Annotated in this window: 20 protein-coding genes and 1 pseudogene; 7 read left to right on the forward strand and 14 right to left on the reverse strand. The window is 75.2% G+C overall.

What is annotated here, in order from left to right; genetic code table 11:
• Nucleotides 1-74: 74 nt before the first annotated feature.
• Complete coding sequence (locus ACZ407_RS09440) at nucleotides 75-320, forward strand: universal stress protein (RefSeq protein WP_468126910.1); 246 nt, start codon at nucleotides 75-77, stop codon at nucleotides 318-320.
• Nucleotides 321-416: 96 nt separating this feature from the next.
• Here ACZ407_RS09440 and ACZ407_RS09445 read toward each other — a convergent pair whose 3' ends face one another.
• From ACZ407_RS09445 to ACZ407_RS09460, 4 genes are all read right to left on the reverse strand, one after another.
• Nucleotides 417-1238, reverse strand: a complete 822-nt coding sequence (locus ACZ407_RS09445; protein ID WP_468126912.1) for a hypothetical protein — start codon at nucleotides 1236-1238, stop codon at nucleotides 417-419.
• Nucleotides 1235-2152 carry an ABC transporter ATP-binding protein gene (locus ACZ407_RS09450; RefSeq protein WP_468126913.1) on the reverse strand — a complete coding sequence of 306 codons (918 nt, stop codon included), beginning with the start codon at nucleotides 2150-2152 and terminating at the stop codon, nucleotides 1235-1237. The genes ACZ407_RS09445 and ACZ407_RS09450 overlap by 4 nt, the downstream gene beginning before the upstream one ends.
• A 65-nt stretch (nucleotides 2153-2217) precedes the next feature.
• A complete protein-coding gene (locus tag ACZ407_RS09455) occupies nucleotides 2218-2814 on the reverse strand; it encodes an Rv1733c family protein (protein ID WP_468126914.1) in 597 nt (198 codons plus the stop codon).
• Nucleotides 2815-2857: 43 nt separating this feature from the next.
• Nucleotides 2858-3358, reverse strand: a complete 501-nt coding sequence (locus ACZ407_RS09460) for a flavodoxin domain-containing protein (RefSeq protein ID WP_468126915.1) — start codon at nucleotides 3356-3358, stop codon at nucleotides 2858-2860.
• A 480-nt stretch (nucleotides 3359-3838) separates the two neighbouring features.
• On the opposite strand from ACZ407_RS09460, the gene ACZ407_RS09465 reads away from it, so the two are divergent.
• Nucleotides 3839-4741 carry a universal stress protein gene (locus ACZ407_RS09465; protein ID WP_468126916.1) on the forward strand — a complete coding sequence of 301 codons (903 nt, stop codon included), beginning with the start codon at nucleotides 3839-3841 and terminating at the stop codon, nucleotides 4739-4741.
• Nucleotides 4742-4856: 115 nt separating this feature from the next.
• On the opposite strand, the gene ACZ407_RS09470 is transcribed toward ACZ407_RS09465, so the two are convergent.
• A complete protein-coding gene (locus ACZ407_RS09470; RefSeq protein WP_468126918.1) occupies nucleotides 4857-5729 on the reverse strand; it encodes a universal stress protein in 873 nt (290 codons plus the stop codon).
• 300 nt (nucleotides 5730-6029) lie between these two features.
• Between ACZ407_RS09470 and ACZ407_RS09475 the strand changes: the two genes are divergently transcribed.
• Nucleotides 6030-6689 (forward strand): CBS domain-containing protein, encoded by a 660-nt coding sequence (locus ACZ407_RS09475; protein ID WP_468126919.1) that lies wholly within the window; start codon nucleotides 6030-6032, stop codon nucleotides 6687-6689.
• Between the two features lie 26 nt (nucleotides 6690-6715).
• Here the strand turns inward: ACZ407_RS09475 and ACZ407_RS09480 are convergent, their stop codons facing one another.
• Genes ACZ407_RS09480 through ACZ407_RS09490 form a run of 3 tightly spaced genes read right to left on the reverse strand, consistent with a single transcriptional unit; the run spans nucleotide 6716 to nucleotide 8353 of the window.
• Nucleotides 6716-7150: a MerR family transcriptional regulator gene (locus tag ACZ407_RS09480; protein WP_468126920.1), complete on the reverse strand. Its 435-nt coding sequence runs from the start codon at nucleotides 7148-7150 to the stop codon at nucleotides 6716-6718.
• Nucleotides 7151-7162: 12 nt separating this feature from the next.
• Nucleotides 7163-7927: an SDR family NAD(P)-dependent oxidoreductase gene (locus ACZ407_RS09485; RefSeq protein WP_468126921.1), complete on the reverse strand. Its 765-nt coding sequence runs from the start codon at nucleotides 7925-7927 to the stop codon at nucleotides 7163-7165.
• 45 nt (nucleotides 7928-7972) lie between these two features.
• The gene (locus ACZ407_RS09490; protein ID WP_468126922.1) at nucleotides 7973-8353 is read right to left on the reverse strand and encodes a nuclear transport factor 2 family protein; all 381 of its coding nucleotides are present in this window, start codon (nucleotides 8351-8353) and stop codon (nucleotides 7973-7975) included.
• 171 nt (nucleotides 8354-8524) lie between these two features.
• On the opposite strand from ACZ407_RS09490, the gene ACZ407_RS09495 reads away from it, so the two are divergent.
• Complete coding sequence (locus ACZ407_RS09495; protein WP_468126923.1) at nucleotides 8525-9109, forward strand: hypothetical protein; 585 nt, start codon at nucleotides 8525-8527, stop codon at nucleotides 9107-9109.
• An 81-nt stretch (nucleotides 9110-9190) separates the two neighbouring features.
• Here ACZ407_RS09495 and ACZ407_RS09500 read toward each other — a convergent pair whose 3' ends face one another.
• On the reverse strand, nucleotides 9191-9700 hold the full coding sequence (locus tag ACZ407_RS09500) for a hypothetical protein (protein ID WP_468126924.1): 510 nt from the start codon (nucleotides 9698-9700) through the stop codon (nucleotides 9191-9193).
• A gap of 228 nt (nucleotides 9701-9928) precedes the next feature.
• Between ACZ407_RS09500 and ACZ407_RS09505 the strand changes: the two genes are divergently transcribed.
• Nucleotides 9929-11125 (forward strand): alpha/beta hydrolase family protein, encoded by a 1197-nt coding sequence (locus ACZ407_RS09505; RefSeq protein ID WP_468126925.1) that lies wholly within the window; start codon nucleotides 9929-9931, stop codon nucleotides 11123-11125.
• A gap of 101 nt (nucleotides 11126-11226) precedes the next feature.
• Here ACZ407_RS09505 and infA read toward each other — a convergent pair whose 3' ends face one another.
• The 3 genes from infA to ACZ407_RS09520 form a co-directional block, all read right to left on the reverse strand.
• Nucleotides 11227-11451, reverse strand: coding sequence for a translation initiation factor IF-1 (gene infA, locus ACZ407_RS09510; protein WP_468126927.1), 225 nt, complete (start codon nucleotides 11449-11451; stop codon nucleotides 11227-11229).
• Between the two features lie 174 nt (nucleotides 11452-11625).
• Nucleotides 11626-11970: a hypothetical protein gene (locus tag ACZ407_RS09515; protein WP_468126928.1), complete on the reverse strand. Its 345-nt coding sequence runs from the start codon at nucleotides 11968-11970 to the stop codon at nucleotides 11626-11628.
• 271 nt (nucleotides 11971-12241) lie between these two features.
• Nucleotides 12242-13099 carry a S1 family peptidase gene (locus ACZ407_RS09520; RefSeq protein ID WP_468126929.1) on the reverse strand — a complete coding sequence of 286 codons (858 nt, stop codon included), beginning with the start codon at nucleotides 13097-13099 and terminating at the stop codon, nucleotides 12242-12244.
• Nucleotides 13100-13384: 285 nt separating this feature from the next.
• On the opposite strand from ACZ407_RS09520, the gene ACZ407_RS09525 reads away from it, so the two are divergent.
• The gene (locus ACZ407_RS09525) at nucleotides 13385-13861 is read left to right on the forward strand and encodes a tRNA adenosine deaminase-associated protein (protein ID WP_468126931.1); all 477 of its coding nucleotides are present in this window, start codon (nucleotides 13385-13387) and stop codon (nucleotides 13859-13861) included.
• Between the two features lie 21 nt (nucleotides 13862-13882).
• On the opposite strand, the gene ACZ407_RS09530 is transcribed toward ACZ407_RS09525, so the two are convergent.
• On the reverse strand, nucleotides 13883-14059 hold the full coding sequence (locus ACZ407_RS09530; RefSeq protein WP_468126933.1) for a hypothetical protein: 177 nt from the start codon (nucleotides 14057-14059) through the stop codon (nucleotides 13883-13885).
• Nucleotides 14060-14116: 57 nt separating this feature from the next.
• On the opposite strand from ACZ407_RS09530, the pseudogene eno reads away from it, so the two are divergent.
• Nucleotides 14117-14407 (forward strand): annotated as a pseudogene (gene eno, locus ACZ407_RS09535) (phosphopyruvate hydratase); the annotation flags it as partial.
• 7 nt (nucleotides 14408-14414) lie between these two features.
• On the opposite strand, the gene ACZ407_RS09540 reads toward eno, so the two are convergent.
• Complete coding sequence (locus tag ACZ407_RS09540; protein WP_468126935.1) at nucleotides 14415-15200, reverse strand: ATP-grasp domain-containing protein; 786 nt, start codon at nucleotides 15198-15200, stop codon at nucleotides 14415-14417.
• Nucleotides 15201-15266: the final 66 nt, after the last annotated feature.

Here is a 15266-nt window from a genome sequence, read left to right on the forward strand (position 1 = left end):
GTCCGCCCCGGTACGCCCGGGCCCGGGCCGGGTGGTCCGCACGGCCGGTCACCGGCACGGCCGGAGAGCTCGTCGTGGGCGTGGACATCCACGAGGCCTGCGACCGGCTGCTCGCCTTCGCCTTCGAGGAGGCACACCGCCGCGGCTGCCCCCTGCGGGGGTCCGCGGCCGAGCAGCTCGTCCGGGCGAGCCAGGGGGCGCAACCGGTCGTCATCGGCCGCCGTATGCGCCGCTCCCCTCTCGGTGCGCACCTCGGTTCGACCGCTCACGCGGTCCTGCACCACGCCGCCGCCCCGGTCGCCGTCATCGCCCGCGGCTGACGACCGCTGCGTCCACCGCGTCCGCCGCCGTGACGGACACCGTCCCGGACGCCGTCCCCGCGCGCGGGGAGGGCGTCCGGGACGCCGGTCGTCCGGTCAGGGTGTGAAGTCCCTGCGGCGAAGCAGCAGATGTGCGGCGAGGATGCCCAGCACGCCGGTACCGGACAGGACGAGGAACGAGACCCACGGCACCGTGCCTTCGGCGAGGGCGTCACCCGGGGTGTAGTAGTGGAAGGGCCCGGCGTACCGCAGCGGCCGGGCCGGCGCCCAGGCCAGGGCGATGAAGTTGACCGCGAAGCCGACCGCTCCGATCGCGATGGTCGTCCCGATCACCTGGGCCCTTCGCCGGCCCGCCGCCGACACGGCCAGCGCAGGCCCGATGAGGCACAGCGCGAAGGCGCAGCCCAGGACCCCTGCGGCGAGGACTCCGCGCAGCGCCACGGCGCGGTGGATGTCCGGTGACAGGGCGACTCCCGCCGCGACCGTGAGGGTCGCCGCCGCGTTCAGGGCCAGGGCCGCGACCAGGAGGGCCGCGGTCCGCTCCGCCAGCAGCCGGGCGCGGCTGACCGGACGGACCATCACCAGCTCGACCGTGCCCGACTCCACGTCGGCCGCGACCGCCGCAGCCGCGAGGGAGCCGATCGCGGTGAGTTGGAGGGCGATCCAGAACGGGTGGACGAGTCCCGCGCCGAGCAGGCCCGGGTAGCTGGCGATGGAGACTTCTCCGCTGGAGCCGCTGAACGCCCGGTAGGCCGACGGCGCGCCCTTGCCGCTCGCGCCGAAGAGGTCCTGCGGCGTGATCGTGTTCGCGACGACCACGATCAGGGTCTCGAAGGCGATCATGCCGATCAGCAGGCTGGTGAGCATCCTGCGCCGGCGGTAGAGGGCGAGCCAGAGCAGCGGCCATCGGTCCCTCATGGCTGCTCCGTCGCGGCGTCGCCCCGGTAGAGGTCCAGGAACGCCTCGTCGAGCCCGGCCTCCTCCACCGTCACGTCGGCCACCTCCAGCGCCAGCAGGCCGCGGAGCGCGCCCACCACCTCGCTCGGTGGTACGAGCAGTTCCACGCGGTCGTCCTGCCAGCGCGGGACCCACCGGTCCGCGGCTCCGAGCGGCCGGGCGCCCTGCCCGTCCGCGAAGGACAGCCGGATCCGCCGGGCGCGTGCCTCGCGCAGGCCCGCCACGCTCTCGACCGTCACCAGCCGCCCGGCGCGCACGATGGCCACTCGGCCGCAGGCGCGCTGCACTTCGGGAAGCACGTGGCTGGAGAGGAGTACCGTGCGGTCGGCTGCCGCGGCCTCGTTCAGCAGGAGGAAGAAGGTCTCCTGCACCAACGGGTCCAGCCCTTCGGTCGGTTCGTCCAGCACCACGAGCCGAGGGTCGTGCTGGAGTGCCTGCACCAGCCCGAGCTTCTGCTTCATCCCCCGCGAGTAGGTGCCCACGGGCCGGCCGAGGACGGCCGGGGTCAGCCCCAGCCGGTCGCACAGCTCGGCGCGCCGGGGTACGGGGGCGCCCTGCAGGGAGGACAGGAGGTCGAGCGTCTGCGCTCCGGACAGTTCGGGGTAGAAGCGCAGCTCGCCCGGCAGGTAGCCCAGCTGCGGCGCGAGCCGCCGGTGGTCGGTGACCGGGTCGAGGCCGAACACCCGCACCCGGCCGGCGGTGGGGCGGATCAGTCCGGTCAGGCAGCGGAGGGTGGTCGTCTTCCCGGCGCCGTTGGGGCCGAGGAAGCCGAACACCTCGCCGGGCCGCACCGTCAGGTCCAGCCCGTCGACGCCCACGACCGGCCCGTACCTCTTGGTCAGACCGGACAGCTCGATCGCCTCCCCGTCGTGCATGGCTCCAGTCTGGCCCGGTGAGGGGACGTCCGCCCGCTCATCCGCGGAATCGCCGGGGCGCCGCCTCATCCGTCACCGGCTTCCCGTCCGGGGCGCAGGCGGCCGGACCAGAGGGGTTCGACGGTCCGCCACTCGGCTTCCCATTCCCGGGAGCTGGCGGCGTCGACGGTCTTGAGGCGCAGGCGGACCAGTGCGCCGGCCGCGAGCACGGTCCCGAAGAGCGCACCCGTGCCGTACGCAGCGGTGCGCACCGCGAGCTCGGCCGCGCCGGGAGGCGCGGAGGCCGCGAACCCGTCGTCGTCCACCCACACCCGGACCCGGTCGCCCCTGCGGGTGTCCCGGGGAACGGGAACCGTCTGCGCATGCGCGCGCGGGAAGGGGTAGTGCCAGGTGGCGGGGGCCACGGTCACGAGCTGCCGGCTCGGCGGGGAGCCGGCCACGTAGGTGGTCCCGCCGGTCGTGACGGCCGTCGTGGTGTGCCGGTGGCGGGCGAGCTCTGCGGCCGCACGGCTGCCGTCGGCCCACACGGTCCCGCCGACGACGGCGCCGCAGGCCACGGCCGCCAGGCAGGCGGCCGTGAAGGCGGCGTGCAGGCGGGTCCGGGTGCGGTCGGCCTGCCGCCTGAGCGGGTTGGCCGTGTTCCCCCTGGTCGGGTGGTGCATGGCGCGCCTCCGCGTCTCGTGGCGTGCGAGCCGGACCGCCGGTTCAGGCGGCCGCGAGCTCGGCGCTGATGTGGTGGGCCCAGGTCCGGACGCGTTCGTGGTTGCGGTAGTCCCCGCCCTTGCCCGCGTGGAGGAGGGCCTTGGCGAGGAAGCCGGGGGTGTTGGCCGTGATGCTGCCACCGAAGGTGATGTGCTCGCGCGCCCCTGTGAGCTGCATCTGCCGGGCGACGGCCGAGACCGGCGGGATGTCGTGCTCCTCGGCGGAGCGGTCGAGCGGACCGCTGCTGAACAGCCAGACCGGGCGGTGCCGCAGGGAGTCGGCGTTGCGTTCCGCGCAGCGCTCGGCCTGGCCGCTCCAGTGGCCCCCGTAGAGGGCGCCGCCGATGACGACCGCGTCGTAGCCCCGGACGTCGTCCACGTCCTCGGCCGGCAGCACGACCGCGTCGAGGCCGTCCTCGCGGAGGGCCTTGCCGATGTGTTCGGCGATGCCGGCGGTGGCGCCGTGCTTGGTGCCGTAGGCGATCAGGACTCGCTTGGCGCTCATGGTCGCTGCTCCTCGTCATGCGGCGTGGGCCGGGTGAGCCGTGCTGGTCACACGGTGGGGGCGCGGGCCGGTCGCGGGCTTGGGTCGTACGGTTCCCATCGGGGCCCGTTCGGCCCCTCCCCCGACCCGCGGCTGCGCAGCCCGCTGTGCGGACGGCGGCCGTCGACCGCCCCATGGCCCTGGCCGCCCTCGGCGTCTGCCGCAGTGCGGTACGGTCCCACTCCCCCGAGCTCCGCCCCGAGATCATCGCCGCGGGCACGCCACTGCCGGCTGCGGTCCGGCGTCGCGGCCTGAGACGACGCCGGCACCCGGCCCGTCCCGGAGACCGGCGCGGGCCGCGGACGGGCGCCCGTGGAGCGGGCCGCTCCGTGCGCGCGGGAGGGACCTTTGGCCCCCGGCCGTGACCTGAGCGGCCCTCTGACGGGCCCTGCCGACGGCGCAGCCTGGATGTGTCACCGGCAGCTCTCCTAGGGAGGAACCGTGGAAAGCACCATCCGCACTCCGGACACCAGCTCGGTCACCGTCGGTGTCGACGGCTCGAAGCCGGCCCGCGCGGCCGCCCTGTGGGCGGCGGGCGAGGCCGCCCGGCGGGGCCGCCCCCTGCACATCCTGTACGCGGCCGACACCGATCACAAGGCGCTCTACCTCTCCGCGGAGAACATCGAGAAGGTACGTGCGGCCGGCCGTGCGCTCCTGGACGACACCGCCCGGACGGTCACCGCCGAGTACCCGGGACTCCAGGTGACGACGGAGCTCAGCCGCGGCCAGGCCGTACCCGGCCTGCAGCGCGCAGCCGGCCTGCACGGCACACTCGTGGTCGGCAACCGCGGCCTGGGCGGCTTCAGCACCCTCATGCTCGGCTCGACCGGCCTGGAGACCGCCGCGGGCGCGAAGACTCCGGTCGCCATCGTCCGGGGCACCGGGGAGGACGGGGAGAAGGGGGTGGTCCTCGCCGCCGTGCGCGACGAGCACGACCTCGACTGCGCCCGCTACGCCGCCCGCGAGGCCGAACTGTACAAGGCTTCCCTGCGGCTGCTCCACGTGTGGAACCTGCTGGAGTCCGTCGGCAGCGTGGTGGGTCAGCTCGACGCGGTGGACGAGGTCGCCCGGGCACACGAACGCCGCCTGACGGCCATCGCAGACCGGGTCCGCGAGGAGTTCCCGGAGCTGTCGGTGCAGGCCGACGCAGAGAAGGGCACCTCCGTGGGCGGCGCCCTCGTCGAGGCGACCCGACAGGCGGACCTGCTGGTCATGGGAGGGCGCCGCGACGTCGGCTTCATCGGCCGCACCCTCGGCCGGGCCACGCACACCCTGGTCCACCACGCGCACTGCCCCGTCCTCCTGATCCCCCGGCTGCCGGAGCGTCAGACGGACCCGTCGTGAACGGTGGGGATCCGGCGGCCGGGGCTCCCCCGGCCGGAGGGCCCCACCGGTGTCCTCCGGCCGCCCGCCGCCACGGCGTCCGGGCCCGGGGCCCGGACGCCGTGCCCGGCAGCGGCTACGCGTGCGGCACCACGGCCACCGGGCACGGTGCGTGGTGGAGGACCGCATGCGCCACCGAGCCGATCCGGGTGCCGACGGCGGACGTGCGGGCCCGGCGGCCGACGACGACCAGGCCGGCGCCCGCCGAGGCCGACAGGAGGACCTGGCCGCCGGCGCCCATTTCGACGTGCTCCTCCACCGGGACGGCCGGGTACTTGGCCAGCCACGGCTCCAAGGCCTGGTGCAGGGCAGCCCTCTCGAAGGGTTCCAGGCCCCCCGCCTGGTCGGCGAGGTAGAGCGAGGCGCGGCTGTAGGCGTACAGCGGTGGCAGGGACCAGGCGCGCACCGCCCGGACGCCCACGCCGCGTGCAGCGGCCGTCTCGAAGGCGAACTGCAGGACGTCGTGGCTGTCCTCCACGCCGCCCTGCTGGCCGACGACCACCGCACCGGCCTCGTGGCCCGCGTCCTGCCCGGCGGCGGCCCGTACCGAGACCACCGGGCAGGCCGCTTCGCCGATGACCTGCCGGCCGTACGAGCCGAGCAGGAAGCCGAGCAGGGCGCCGTGGCCCTTCGTGCCGAGCGCCAGCATCTGCGCCTGCGCACCCGCGTGCAGCAGCGCCGGTACGGCCGCGTCCGGCACGACCTCCGAGGTCACGGGCAGGCCGGGGTGGTCCGCAGCCAGCTCGTCCGCGGCCTCGCGGAGGATCGCGTCGGCGCACCGGGCCTCGGCATCGCGGTCCTGGACGAGCGGCAGGTCGAGCGGCTGCCAGAGCCAGGCGTGGACGAGGCGGACGCCGAGTCCCCGCCTGGCCGCCTCGTGGGCCGCCCATCGGGCCGCGGCCCGGCTTTCGGGGGAACCGTCCAGTCCGACGGCGATGACAGGGGTCACTGTTCGTCCTTCCCTCCAGCGTGCGGCGACCGTGGCGCCGCCCTCCGACTCCCACCATGGTCGGCGGCGCGGCGCCGGGACAGGGCCGACCGGCCCGGGGGCCGGGACGTGCGGCCCACGACCGGAACGGTACGGCGGCCCGGGCGGGGCCGCCGGGCGGCGCGCCTGCCGGGGTGGGACCATCCGGTCCCCCGGTCGGCCCGCTCGGCCCTCGATCCCCGGCGGGCCGGCGCGGAGAGTGGAGGCCACAGGCGGCACCGCCCCGGCGTCGCACAGCGCACACCGGAACGGGAGGCTCCCATGAGGCACACACGGGTGGCGGATCTGATGACCGACGAGGTCGTCTCGGTGACCCCCGCGGTCCCGTTCAAGGACATCGCCAAGCTCCTGACCCAGCACGACATCACCGGTGTGCCCGTCCTCGACGCGGAGGACCGGGTGGTGGGCGTCGTCTCCCAGACCGACCTGCTCGCCAGCACCGCGGCCGCCCTGCGCGCGGCCTCCCCGGGCGGCCCGCCCGCCGGGACGCCCACTGCGGCCGACCTCATGTCCGCCCCGGCGGTCACGGCCCACCCCGAGCACTCGGTGGCCGACGCCGCCCGGCTCATGACCCGCCGCGGCGTCGAACGCCTGCCCGTGGTGGACGAGGAGGACCGGCTCGTGGGCATCGTCACCCGCCGGGACCTGCTGCGCGTGTTCCTGCGTCCGGACGCCGAGATACGCCGCCGGATCGCCGACGAGGTCCTCGGCGACGTGCTGGATGTGCCCGCCGGCGACATCGACGTCCAGGTGGTCGACGGAGTGGTCACGCTGACCGGCCGCGTGGACCGCCGGAGCCGGCTGCCGGTGCTCGTCAGCCTCGTCGAACGGATCGACGGCGTGGTCGCCGTCCTCTGCCGGGTCACTGCCGTCACCGACGATACCCCCGCCGACCACGCCCGCCACGCCATGCCCTGGTGACGGCGCTCCCCGACCGGCAGGAAGGGCTACTCCTCGCCGGCGCGGCCGGGCATCCGCGCGGCAGGCAGCGGATCCCGGCCGGACGGGGCGTCCTCGTGCACCGCCCGCGCCGCCCCTTCCGCCCGCCCCAGCGCCCGGCGCAGGCGGTCGCGGGCAGCCGTCTGTGCGGCGATGCGCGCCTCCAGGACGGCGAGCCGCTGCCGGGCCACGGCCAGCGCCTTCGGGCCGGGCGGACCGGCGGCCACGTCCCCGTCCAGGCACGGGAGGAACACGCGTACGTCGTCCAGGGTGAGCCCGGCGTCGAGCAGGGCGCGGATGTTGCGGACCCGCACCACGGCACTCTCCTCGTAGACCCGGTAGCCGTTCGGGGCCCGCCGGGAGGAGATCAGCCCGGCGCTCTCGTAGTGGCGCAGGGCGCGGGCGCTCGTGGCGGTGGCCTCGGCCAGTTCCCCGATCAGCATGCGGCCATGCTCTCAGGCCACCGACGCCGCCCCGTCCACGGGGACCAGCACACCGGTCAGGAACGACGCGGCCGGGTCGGCGAGGCTGCACACCGCCCAGGCGATCTCCTCGGGCCGGCCGATCCGCCCCAGCGGGGTGCGCGCCACCTGCCACTGCCGCAGCGCGGCGGCCCGTTCCGGACCCAGCCCCTGGTGCGCGGCGATCGGCGTGTCCACCGCGCCCGGCGCCACCGCCACGACCCGCACGCCCCGCGGGGCGAGCTCCACGGCCCAGCTGCGGGTGAGGCTGTCGAGGGCCGCTTTGGTGGCGGCGTAGACGGAGGCCCCGGGCCAGCCCCGCTGCCCCACCGCGGTGCTGACGTTCACGACGACCCCCGCCCCGGATGCCTCCAGCGCGGGCAGCGCGGCCTGCGTGAGCAGCACGGGCGCCACCAGGTTGACCGCCAACTGGTCCGCGATGTCCTCGGCGGCCACCCGGCCGAGGGCGGCGGAACGTACGATCCCGGCATTGTTGACGAGCACGTCCAGCCGTCCGTACGCACCGAGCACTTCTTCGACGATCCGCTGCGGCTCTCCGGCCGCGCTGACGTCGCCGGCCATCACCCGTATGCCGGAGTGCCCTTCGGCGGTCTCCTCCAGGAGCGCCTTCCGCCGGCCGACCACTGCCACCAGGTCCCCGCGGGCGGCGAAAGCGCGTGCGGTGGCCTGCCCGATGCCGGTCCCGGCCCCCGTGACGAGGACGACGCGCCGACCGCTGCTGTTCGTGTCGATGTCCATGCAGCGAGGGAACAACCCTGCCGCCAGTGACAAGGTCAAGCCGCCTCAGAACATCGTGTTGTCGTTCCGGGATGTCGGCGGGACGACCTGGAGGACGTCCCAGTGTTCGACGATCCTGCCGTCGGCGTCGAAACGGAAGATGTCGATGCCCGCGTACTCCTCGTCCGGCCAGACCTGGTGGCAGTGCAGGACGACGTGGTCGCCCTCGGCAAAGGCGCGCTTGTACTCGACGCGCTTCCCCGGATACTCCGCGGCCATGCGTTCGAAGTAGTCGACGAACGCCTGCTTTCCGTCGCCGACGTGCGGGTTGTGCTGGATGTAGGTGGCGCCTGCGTACAGGTCGATGGCCTCGGCCGGGCGGCATTCGTTGAACATGAGGTCGTAGAACGCCTTGGCGGTGGCCTTGTTCTTCTCCGGGTCGCTCATGAGCCCACCGTAGGGTCCGGCACCGGGCCTGTCCCGGTGAGAGCACCGAGCAGGTGGCCGACCGGCCACGGCGAGAGGCCGCGCGTCAGGAGCGGACCTCGACCTCGCGGTCCCCGTCTGCCGTGCCCCCGGCCGTGGTTCGATGCTCTCGCCGCGTTCACGGCGGCCGTCGTGCTCTTCGTCCTGTGGCTCGCGTGGCTCCTCACCGGGGTGGCGGCCACCCCCGACCACAAGGAGGTGCGCGCCGTACGTGTGGCCAGGCCGGGTGAGCGCCTCGCCTTGCGCACCCGGCTCGTGGGGCTGCACGGCGGGGACGCGCTGCGGTTCGCCGCGACGGGCGCGGTCGGGGCGCCGGTGGTGCTGGCGGTCTCCCGGCGACGCGAATGCGCCGCGGCGCTCGCCATCGAACTGGCCGGCCTCACCGGTTGGATGGTCACGGCCGGCCGGCGGACCACGGGGCTCTGGATCGGGGACGACGGGACCTTCCTGTGGGGCAGCCTCCATCCGAGCGACGCCGCGTTCGCGCCGCCCCCGACCGCTCCGGCCCGTGCGCTGCGCCGGACCACTCCCCTGACCTGGGCGCACCCTGCCGTCCACGCCGGCCCGTTGGCCTTGGCCGCCCTCGCCCTGGTCCTCCTCGTCCCGGTCCTCACGGACCCCGCGGCGAAGGCCACCGCTCCGATGCTGCTGAGCCTGCTCCTGGGCGGCGCTGCGACCGCCCTGTGGGCCGTACTGCTGCGCCGCCGCCGTACGTGAGCACGCAGCCGGGCGGAACGGCCGGCCTCGGCAGGTCGGAAGCGGGCCGGCCGCACGACTGCGGGAGCGGCTGCCCGCGGGTCAGTGGCCGGCCGTTGCCTTGACGACCGCGACGGCCGTGCCGATCGCGGCGTCGATCGCGCCGCCGAGCAGGGCGATGACGATGCCGCCGCCCATCCGGAGGCCCCCGTAGCACCCCCACGCGAACAGGGTGGCGGCATTGACCCCGGCCGCGGTGAGGAGGGCCGTCTCCAGTCGCATGGCGCCCAGTGCCGAGACGCCGATCAGGATGAGCGGGCCCACCGCGGACAGCAGCAGCGGACTGCTGACGAAGAGCATGGTGCGCAGGTCCCGTCCCCGCGCGAGGGCTCCGTGGATGACGCGATGGGCCTGCTGGTCGGCGACCAGCGCGGCCAGCCACAGGCCCACCGAGGCGGTCGCGACCGTCGCCGTGGCTCCGGGGGCGTCCACATGGCTGCTGCCGGCCAGCCCGACGACGACCGAGATCATGGTGATCGTCGCGTAGAGCCGCTCTTTGAGGTGCGCCGCAACCGCCTCGGTCCCGGCCGCACCCGCCACACGTTCCGTCACCACCCCACCGTACGACCCGGCCCCGCCGCACACCTGCACCCACACCGGGCCCCGGCCGACGCGAGTGCGGGCGCTCGCCGCGGCAGGGGAGCACCGCGTCCGGACGTGCGGGGCCGGTGCGGGAGAGCCGGAGAAGATGATCTACGATCGGGAGAGTTGACGATCACCAGGCCGGTCGACCGGCGGCGTCTTCACGGCGTCGGGTCTCTCGGCCGTGGAAGGAGCGCCATGCCCCTCGTTCGCCCGACCCGCCGCGCCCTCATAGCCGGTGGCCTCGCCACGGTCGCCTCGGCCGCCGTTTCGTCAGCGCTTCCGTCTGCCGCCTTCGCCGCCTCTGCATCCGCCCCGGCCGCGGGACCTGTCACCGTACGGCTCGACGGGCCGTCGGGACCTGCGCCGGTGGGGGCCGTGGCGCTGCACCTGACCGATCCCGGCAGGCGCGACCCGTGGGCGGATCCTCAGCAGCCGCGCGAGCTGATGGTGACGGTGACCTATCCGGCGGCCGGCACCCAGGGCCGGACGGCGCTGCCGTGGCTCTCGCCGGGTGCCGAGCGGGCGCTGAAGGCCCGCTTCGGCGGTGTTCTCGACGGCATCGCACTGCCGGCCACCCACAGCGCGGACCGCTCACCGGCCCGCTGCGGGCGGCGCCCCGTCATCCTGTACTCGCCGGGGTACGCCGCGGACCGCAGCTTCAACACGCTCGTCGTGGAGGACCTGGCGTCCTGGGGATACGTCGTCGTGACCGTCGACCACCCCTACGACTCCGGCGAAGTGGAGTTCCCCGACGGGCGGGTCGTGCTCACCCGCCCCGCGGACGACGAGCAGGCCGTTGCGGTGCGCGCCGCCGATCTGCGCTTCGTACTGGACCGGCTGGCGGACCTGCACACGGGCGGGACCCCCGGTACCCTGCGGCGCCGGCTGCCGTCCGGACTGGCCGAGAGCATGGACCTGTCCCGGGTCGGCGTGTTCGGCCACTCCCGGGGCGGCGCCGCGGCGGCGGCCGTCCTCGGCGAGGACCCGCGGGTGCGGGCGGGCGTCAACCTCGACGGCGCCGTGTACGGACCGGTGGTGCAGAAGGGCCTGGACCGGCCGTTCCTGCTGGTGGACACTCCTGTGCACGACGGACTCCGCCAGGATCCGACCTGGGCGTCGCTGTGGCCCCACCTGCGTGGCTGGCACCGGTGTCTGCGGCTCGCCGACGCGGACCACAACTCCTTCACCGACCTGGTGTCCATCGGACCGCAGCTGGGAATTCCGCTGCCCCTGCAACTGGGCACCATCCCCGCCGACCGGGCCGTGGCAGCCGTACGTGCGACCGTGCGGACCTTCTTCGACGTGCAGTTGCGCGGCCGCGCCGACTCCTCCCGCCTGCTCCTGGGCGCTTCGTCGCGCCATCCGGAAATCAGGCACATCGCAGGCTCCTGAGACGGGCCCCGGCGGCGGCTGCGGAGCACCTGTCGCTGACGGTCCGCGGGAGCCGGGGTGGGCGTGCGCCCGGTCAGGGCCGGGCGCACGGCTTTTGCCGGTCAGGTGCGGTAGCGGTACAGGATCCGGCCGCGGGTGAGGTCATACGTGCTGAGCTCCACGAGCACCCGGTCGAAGGGGAGGATCCTGATGTGGTGCCTGCGGATCTTCCCGCTGATGTGCGCGAGCACGTGGTGGCCGTTCCGGAGCTCCACCTTGAAGGTGGCGTTGCGCAGGCACTCGACGACGGTGCCCTCGATCTCCAGGCCGCTTGCTGTCTTCGTCAAAGTCTCTTGTCTCGGCTCTCGTGTGTGGGGTGGGGTGTTGGTGCTTCCCGAAGCGGGGAGTGCGTCAGTGCCGCACGAGTTCGACGGTGCTCCCGGTGCGGCGGGCGCCGAAACCTGCGAGCAGCGCGGCCGCGGCGGTGTGGGACGCGTCCGCCTCCCCTCCGGAGCGGATCGTCACGCCGGGAGGGAGGCGCAGCGCTTCGGAACCCGTTGCGGCCGCGTCGGTGGCAGGACGTACTCGTGCTCCCTGCGCGCGGGGGTGAAGCCGGCCTGCTCCCAGCGGGACCGCAGGCCGGTGTCGGCCTCGTCGGCCAGCGTGTGGAGGGGCTCCGGCAGCGCTGCCGGCATCGCGGCCGCCAGCGGGCCGAACGCCGCGTCCTGCCCCACGTCGATGCTGAGGAAGCGCCGCCCGTCGGGCCGCCGTGAGGCGTCGCCGTGACCGGCGATCCGGCCGTCGGCCACGGTCACGGCCTGCCACCGGGTCTCGGTGATGCGGCCGACCGTTACGGAGTTCGTCATGGGTGTCGCCTTTCGGGAGTGCCTGGTTGCAGGGGCGCTCCCGACGACACCTAGGTCCGTCGCATCACCGTGAAGGAAGAGGGGAGCACCCACCTCTGTACAGCGTTCATGGGTGTCACCTCCTCCGGTCCTGTCACGGTGCTCCGCACGCTACCAACCGGCGGCGGCCCGTCCAACGGGTTTTCCGGGCGCCTCCGACTGCTCCGTCACCACCGCGTGGCCGTCACCGAGCAGGCAGCGCGCCCGGTGGAACGGTCGGCGGCGGCCGCGGTCAGGCGTTGCGCCCGATGGTCTTGCGGATCCAGTCGGCGTGCGCGGGCACGCTCGTGTAGAGGCCGGGCCCGGCCGAGCAGGGGACCCCCGGGGCGCCGGGACCGGAGGTGGTGCCGACCAGCTCCCAGCGCCCGCGCCCGCCCTTCTGGAGCTGCGGCCCGCCGGAGTCCCCGAAGCACGCCATGGCCCGGGGTACGCGGCTGATGGTGCACAGCCGGGTCCGGTCCGCGTAGCCCGGGGCGCACTCGGCGTCGGCGCCCCTGCGCGTTGCGAGCTCCTGCAGCCGCTCCGCGAAACGCAGTTCGCTGTCGGAGGTGGTGCCGAACCCCAGGATCCGGGTCGGGGTGCCGGGCCGCCCGGCCCGCTCCGCGAGGCGGACGGGCTCCTCGGTGACCGGGCGGTCGAGGCGGACCAGCGCGAGGTCGTGCCGGTTGGGGGCCGTGCCCTCGCCGTTCGCGTAGCCCGGGTGGACGACCGTGCGCGCAATGGCCCGGACGGTTCCGCCCGCCTTCCGCTGTGCGCTGCCGATCCGGACGGTGCCGTCCAGCACGAGGCCGTCGCCCTGCACGCAGTGGGCCGCCGTCAGCACCCACTGCGGGTGGACGAGCGTGGCCCCGCAGGATCCGTCGTACACCCCCTGCTCCGGGGCCGATTCCGGTATCGAAGCCATGAACGGGTAGCGCTCCGTCGCATCGGTGCCGTTGACGATCGCACCGGCACTGCCGGCCGTCACCGAGGCGCAGGCCGCCAGGGCGAGGGCCCCGACGGCGAAGGCGCGCGCCGCGCGGCGGCGGACCGGCTGCCCGTCGGTCGATATCCGGTTGAACACAGGGGACTCCTTCGCTGGTGCGTGCATCCGCAGATGTGATGCGTCCACCCTCGCCGTTCAAGATCCCCCGGGCCATCCGGGCAGCCGGGCCGGGACTTCGGGGGTAATCCCCCGGCCGGACACCCTGGGTGGCCAGGGGGCGGCCCCCCGGTCCACCCGGCCGCGCCCGGCCCGCGCCCTGCCGCGCCCGCCCGCGCCCGCCCGCGCCGGCCCGCGCCGGCCCGCGCCGGCCCGGCCCCGCCGTTGCTCCGTGCGGAGCACGCCGGGCTCGGGTACGGCTATCTGCCGGGCCGGCGGGGCACCTTTGGGGCCGTGACGGAACACAAGAACCACCGATACGCGATCACCGTCGTGCGCCGGGACGGCGGCTGGGAGTGCGCCCGGCTGGACCGCACCGCGCTCACCGGCCTGGACGAGGCGGTCGCGGCCGTGCGCGCCGCAGCGGGGAGCCCGGATACGGTGTTCGGGTTCTTCAACGCGGACGAGTCCTTCTTCCTGGTCCTGCGCTCCGCGCCGGACGGGACCGCCCTTCTGCTGTCGGACGCGCGCGCCGCGCGACGGCACACGCTCGCCGCCCAGGCGCTGGACGTGCTGGGCACCGACCCGCCCGGCGAGGACGCCCCCGGTGCGCGCCCGGCCGGAGATCTGGGCATCCTGGCGGGCCTCGGGCTCGGCGCCGAGGAGCTGGCGGCCATCCTGGCCGGGCCGGACGGCCTGCCCGACGACCAGCTGCGGACGATCACGGAGCGGTGCGGGTTCGCCGCCGAGTTCGACCGCATGCGGAGGTGAGGCGGAGCCGCTGCGGCGTGTTCACGGGGTGCGGGCGAGCATGGCGGCCGGCACCGCGCGCAGGAGGGCGACGTACCCGCGGGCGTGCAGGCGGTCGGCGGTGCGCGGGGGCCTGCGGCGCAGGAGGATGACGACCGGGAGGGCGCCGAGGAGGAGCAGCGGGGCGGCGCCGAGGTCGACGGCCCCGGCCGCCGCCACCGGAGCAGCGCCGTCCGCTCCGTGGGTGGCGGCGAGGAAGACCGCGCACGCCGGGGCGCTGATCCGATCCTGGTCAGGGTCAACCAGATCGGCACCCTCACCGAGGCCCTGTCCGCCGTGGCCGCGGCCCACCGGGCGGGCCGGACGGCCGTCATGCCGCACCGCTCGGGCGAGACGGAGGACACCACCATCGCGGACCCGGCCGCGGCGACCGGCTGCGGCCAGATCAAGACCGGCTCCCCGTCCCGCTCCGACCGCACGGCCAAGTGCAACCAGCTGATCCGCAGCGAAGAGGGACGGGGCGGCGCGGAGCGCTTCGCGGGGCGCTCCGCACTGCGCGGAACGTGACCGTCCGTCAGGCCGTACGGCAGGTGCGGTGGCCGGCCGGTCGGCTCAGGTGGGGGCGGTCCCGGTCGGAGACCGCATCGACCGGGCCGGCCGCGCGGAGCACCACGTCGAGGACGCGGTCCGGTTCGGCGGCGTAGCAGTGGGCGAACCAGGCCATGTTGGCCTCGACCACCGCCCAGGTGCCGTCGGCGAGCCGGCCGACGTCCAGGCACGCCGCGCTGGGCAGGCCGTCCGCCGCGGCCTCGAGGACGGTGCGGCCGAAGGCGCGGCTCTCCGCGTCCAGCGGCGCCGGGTCGAGGCGCCCGTGGACGGCGTAGCGGCTGCCGGTGACCGGTTCGCCGTCGAGGACGAACAGCCGGTACTCGGCGGTGAATTCCACCACCCCGCTCACCAGGACGGGCGTGGAGCCGTCGAGTTCGCCGGGCAGGCTCGTCCCGTCCGCGTGGACGGCGGCGGGCAGCCGGTCGATCTTGGCGGAGGGCGGCTTCACGAACGCCGGTTCCCGCAGCTCCCGCGCCCGGGCGAGGGTGGTGAGCCGTACCGGGCGGCGCAGGAGGGGCGGCGGCAGGCGGGTCAGCCAGTCGTCGGCAGGTTCCAGCAGTCCGAGGCCCAGCGCGCCGGCCAGCCGTGCGGCGGCGCGGGGGCCGCCGTACCAGTGGACCCGGCGCCCCCGGACGTCCGCGGCGCGGCCGGCCACGTCGAGGCCGCGCCATGCCGCCGCCCGGGCGAGGAGTTCGGCGGTCGAGGTCCGGGGCGCGGGCAGCAGGAGTACGGGAGGGGTGCGGGCGTCCATGGCGGGACCCTAGGCGAATCCGCCGCGTGCGGACAGCCCGGTCCGCAGCCGAGGGAGGCAGGGAAG

Source organism: Streptomyces sp. NPDC030809, from assembly GCF_055572195.1.

Bases quoted from the DNA above. Each gene is read 5' to 3' on its own strand.
- ACZ407_RS09490 (WP_468126922.1), bottom strand. From the start codon at position 8,353: ATGAGCGACCCGGAGAAGAACAAGGCCACCGCCAAGGCGTTCTACGAC.
- ACZ407_RS09540 (WP_468126935.1), bottom strand. From the start codon at position 15,200: ATGGACGCCCGCACCCCTCCCGTACTCCTGCTGCCCGCGCCCCGGACC.
- ACZ407_RS09445 (WP_468126912.1), bottom strand. From the start codon at position 1,238: ATGAGGGACCGATGGCCGCTGCTCTGGCTCGCCCTCTACCGCCGGCGC.
- ACZ407_RS09475 (WP_468126919.1), top strand. From the start codon at position 6,030: ATGAGGCACACACGGGTGGCGGATCTGATGACCGACGAGGTCGTCTCG.
- ACZ407_RS09505 (WP_468126925.1), top strand. From the start codon at position 9,929: ATGCCCCTCGTTCGCCCGACCCGCCGCGCCCTCATAGCCGGTGGCCTC.
- ACZ407_RS09480 (WP_468126920.1), bottom strand. From the start codon at position 7,150: ATGCTGATCGGGGAACTGGCCGAGGCCACCGCCACGAGCGCCCGCGCC.
- ACZ407_RS09485 (WP_468126921.1), bottom strand. From the start codon at position 7,927: ATGGACATCGACACGAACAGCAGCGGTCGGCGCGTCGTCCTCGTCACG.
- ACZ407_RS09520 (WP_468126929.1), bottom strand. From the start codon at position 13,099: ATGCACGCACCAGCGAAGGAGTCCCCTGTGTTCAACCGGATATCGACC.
- ACZ407_RS09455 (WP_468126914.1), bottom strand. From the start codon at position 2,814: ATGCACCACCCGACCAGGGGGAACACGGCCAACCCGCTCAGGCGGCAG.
- ACZ407_RS09460 (WP_468126915.1), bottom strand. From the start codon at position 3,358: ATGAGCGCCAAGCGAGTCCTGATCGCCTACGGCACCAAGCACGGCGCC.
- ACZ407_RS09450 (WP_468126913.1), bottom strand. From the start codon at position 2,152: ATGCACGACGGGGAGGCGATCGAGCTGTCCGGTCTGACCAAGAGGTAC.
- ACZ407_RS09515 (WP_468126928.1), bottom strand. From the start codon at position 11,970: ATGACGAACTCCGTAACGGTCGGCCGCATCACCGAGACCCGGTGGCAG.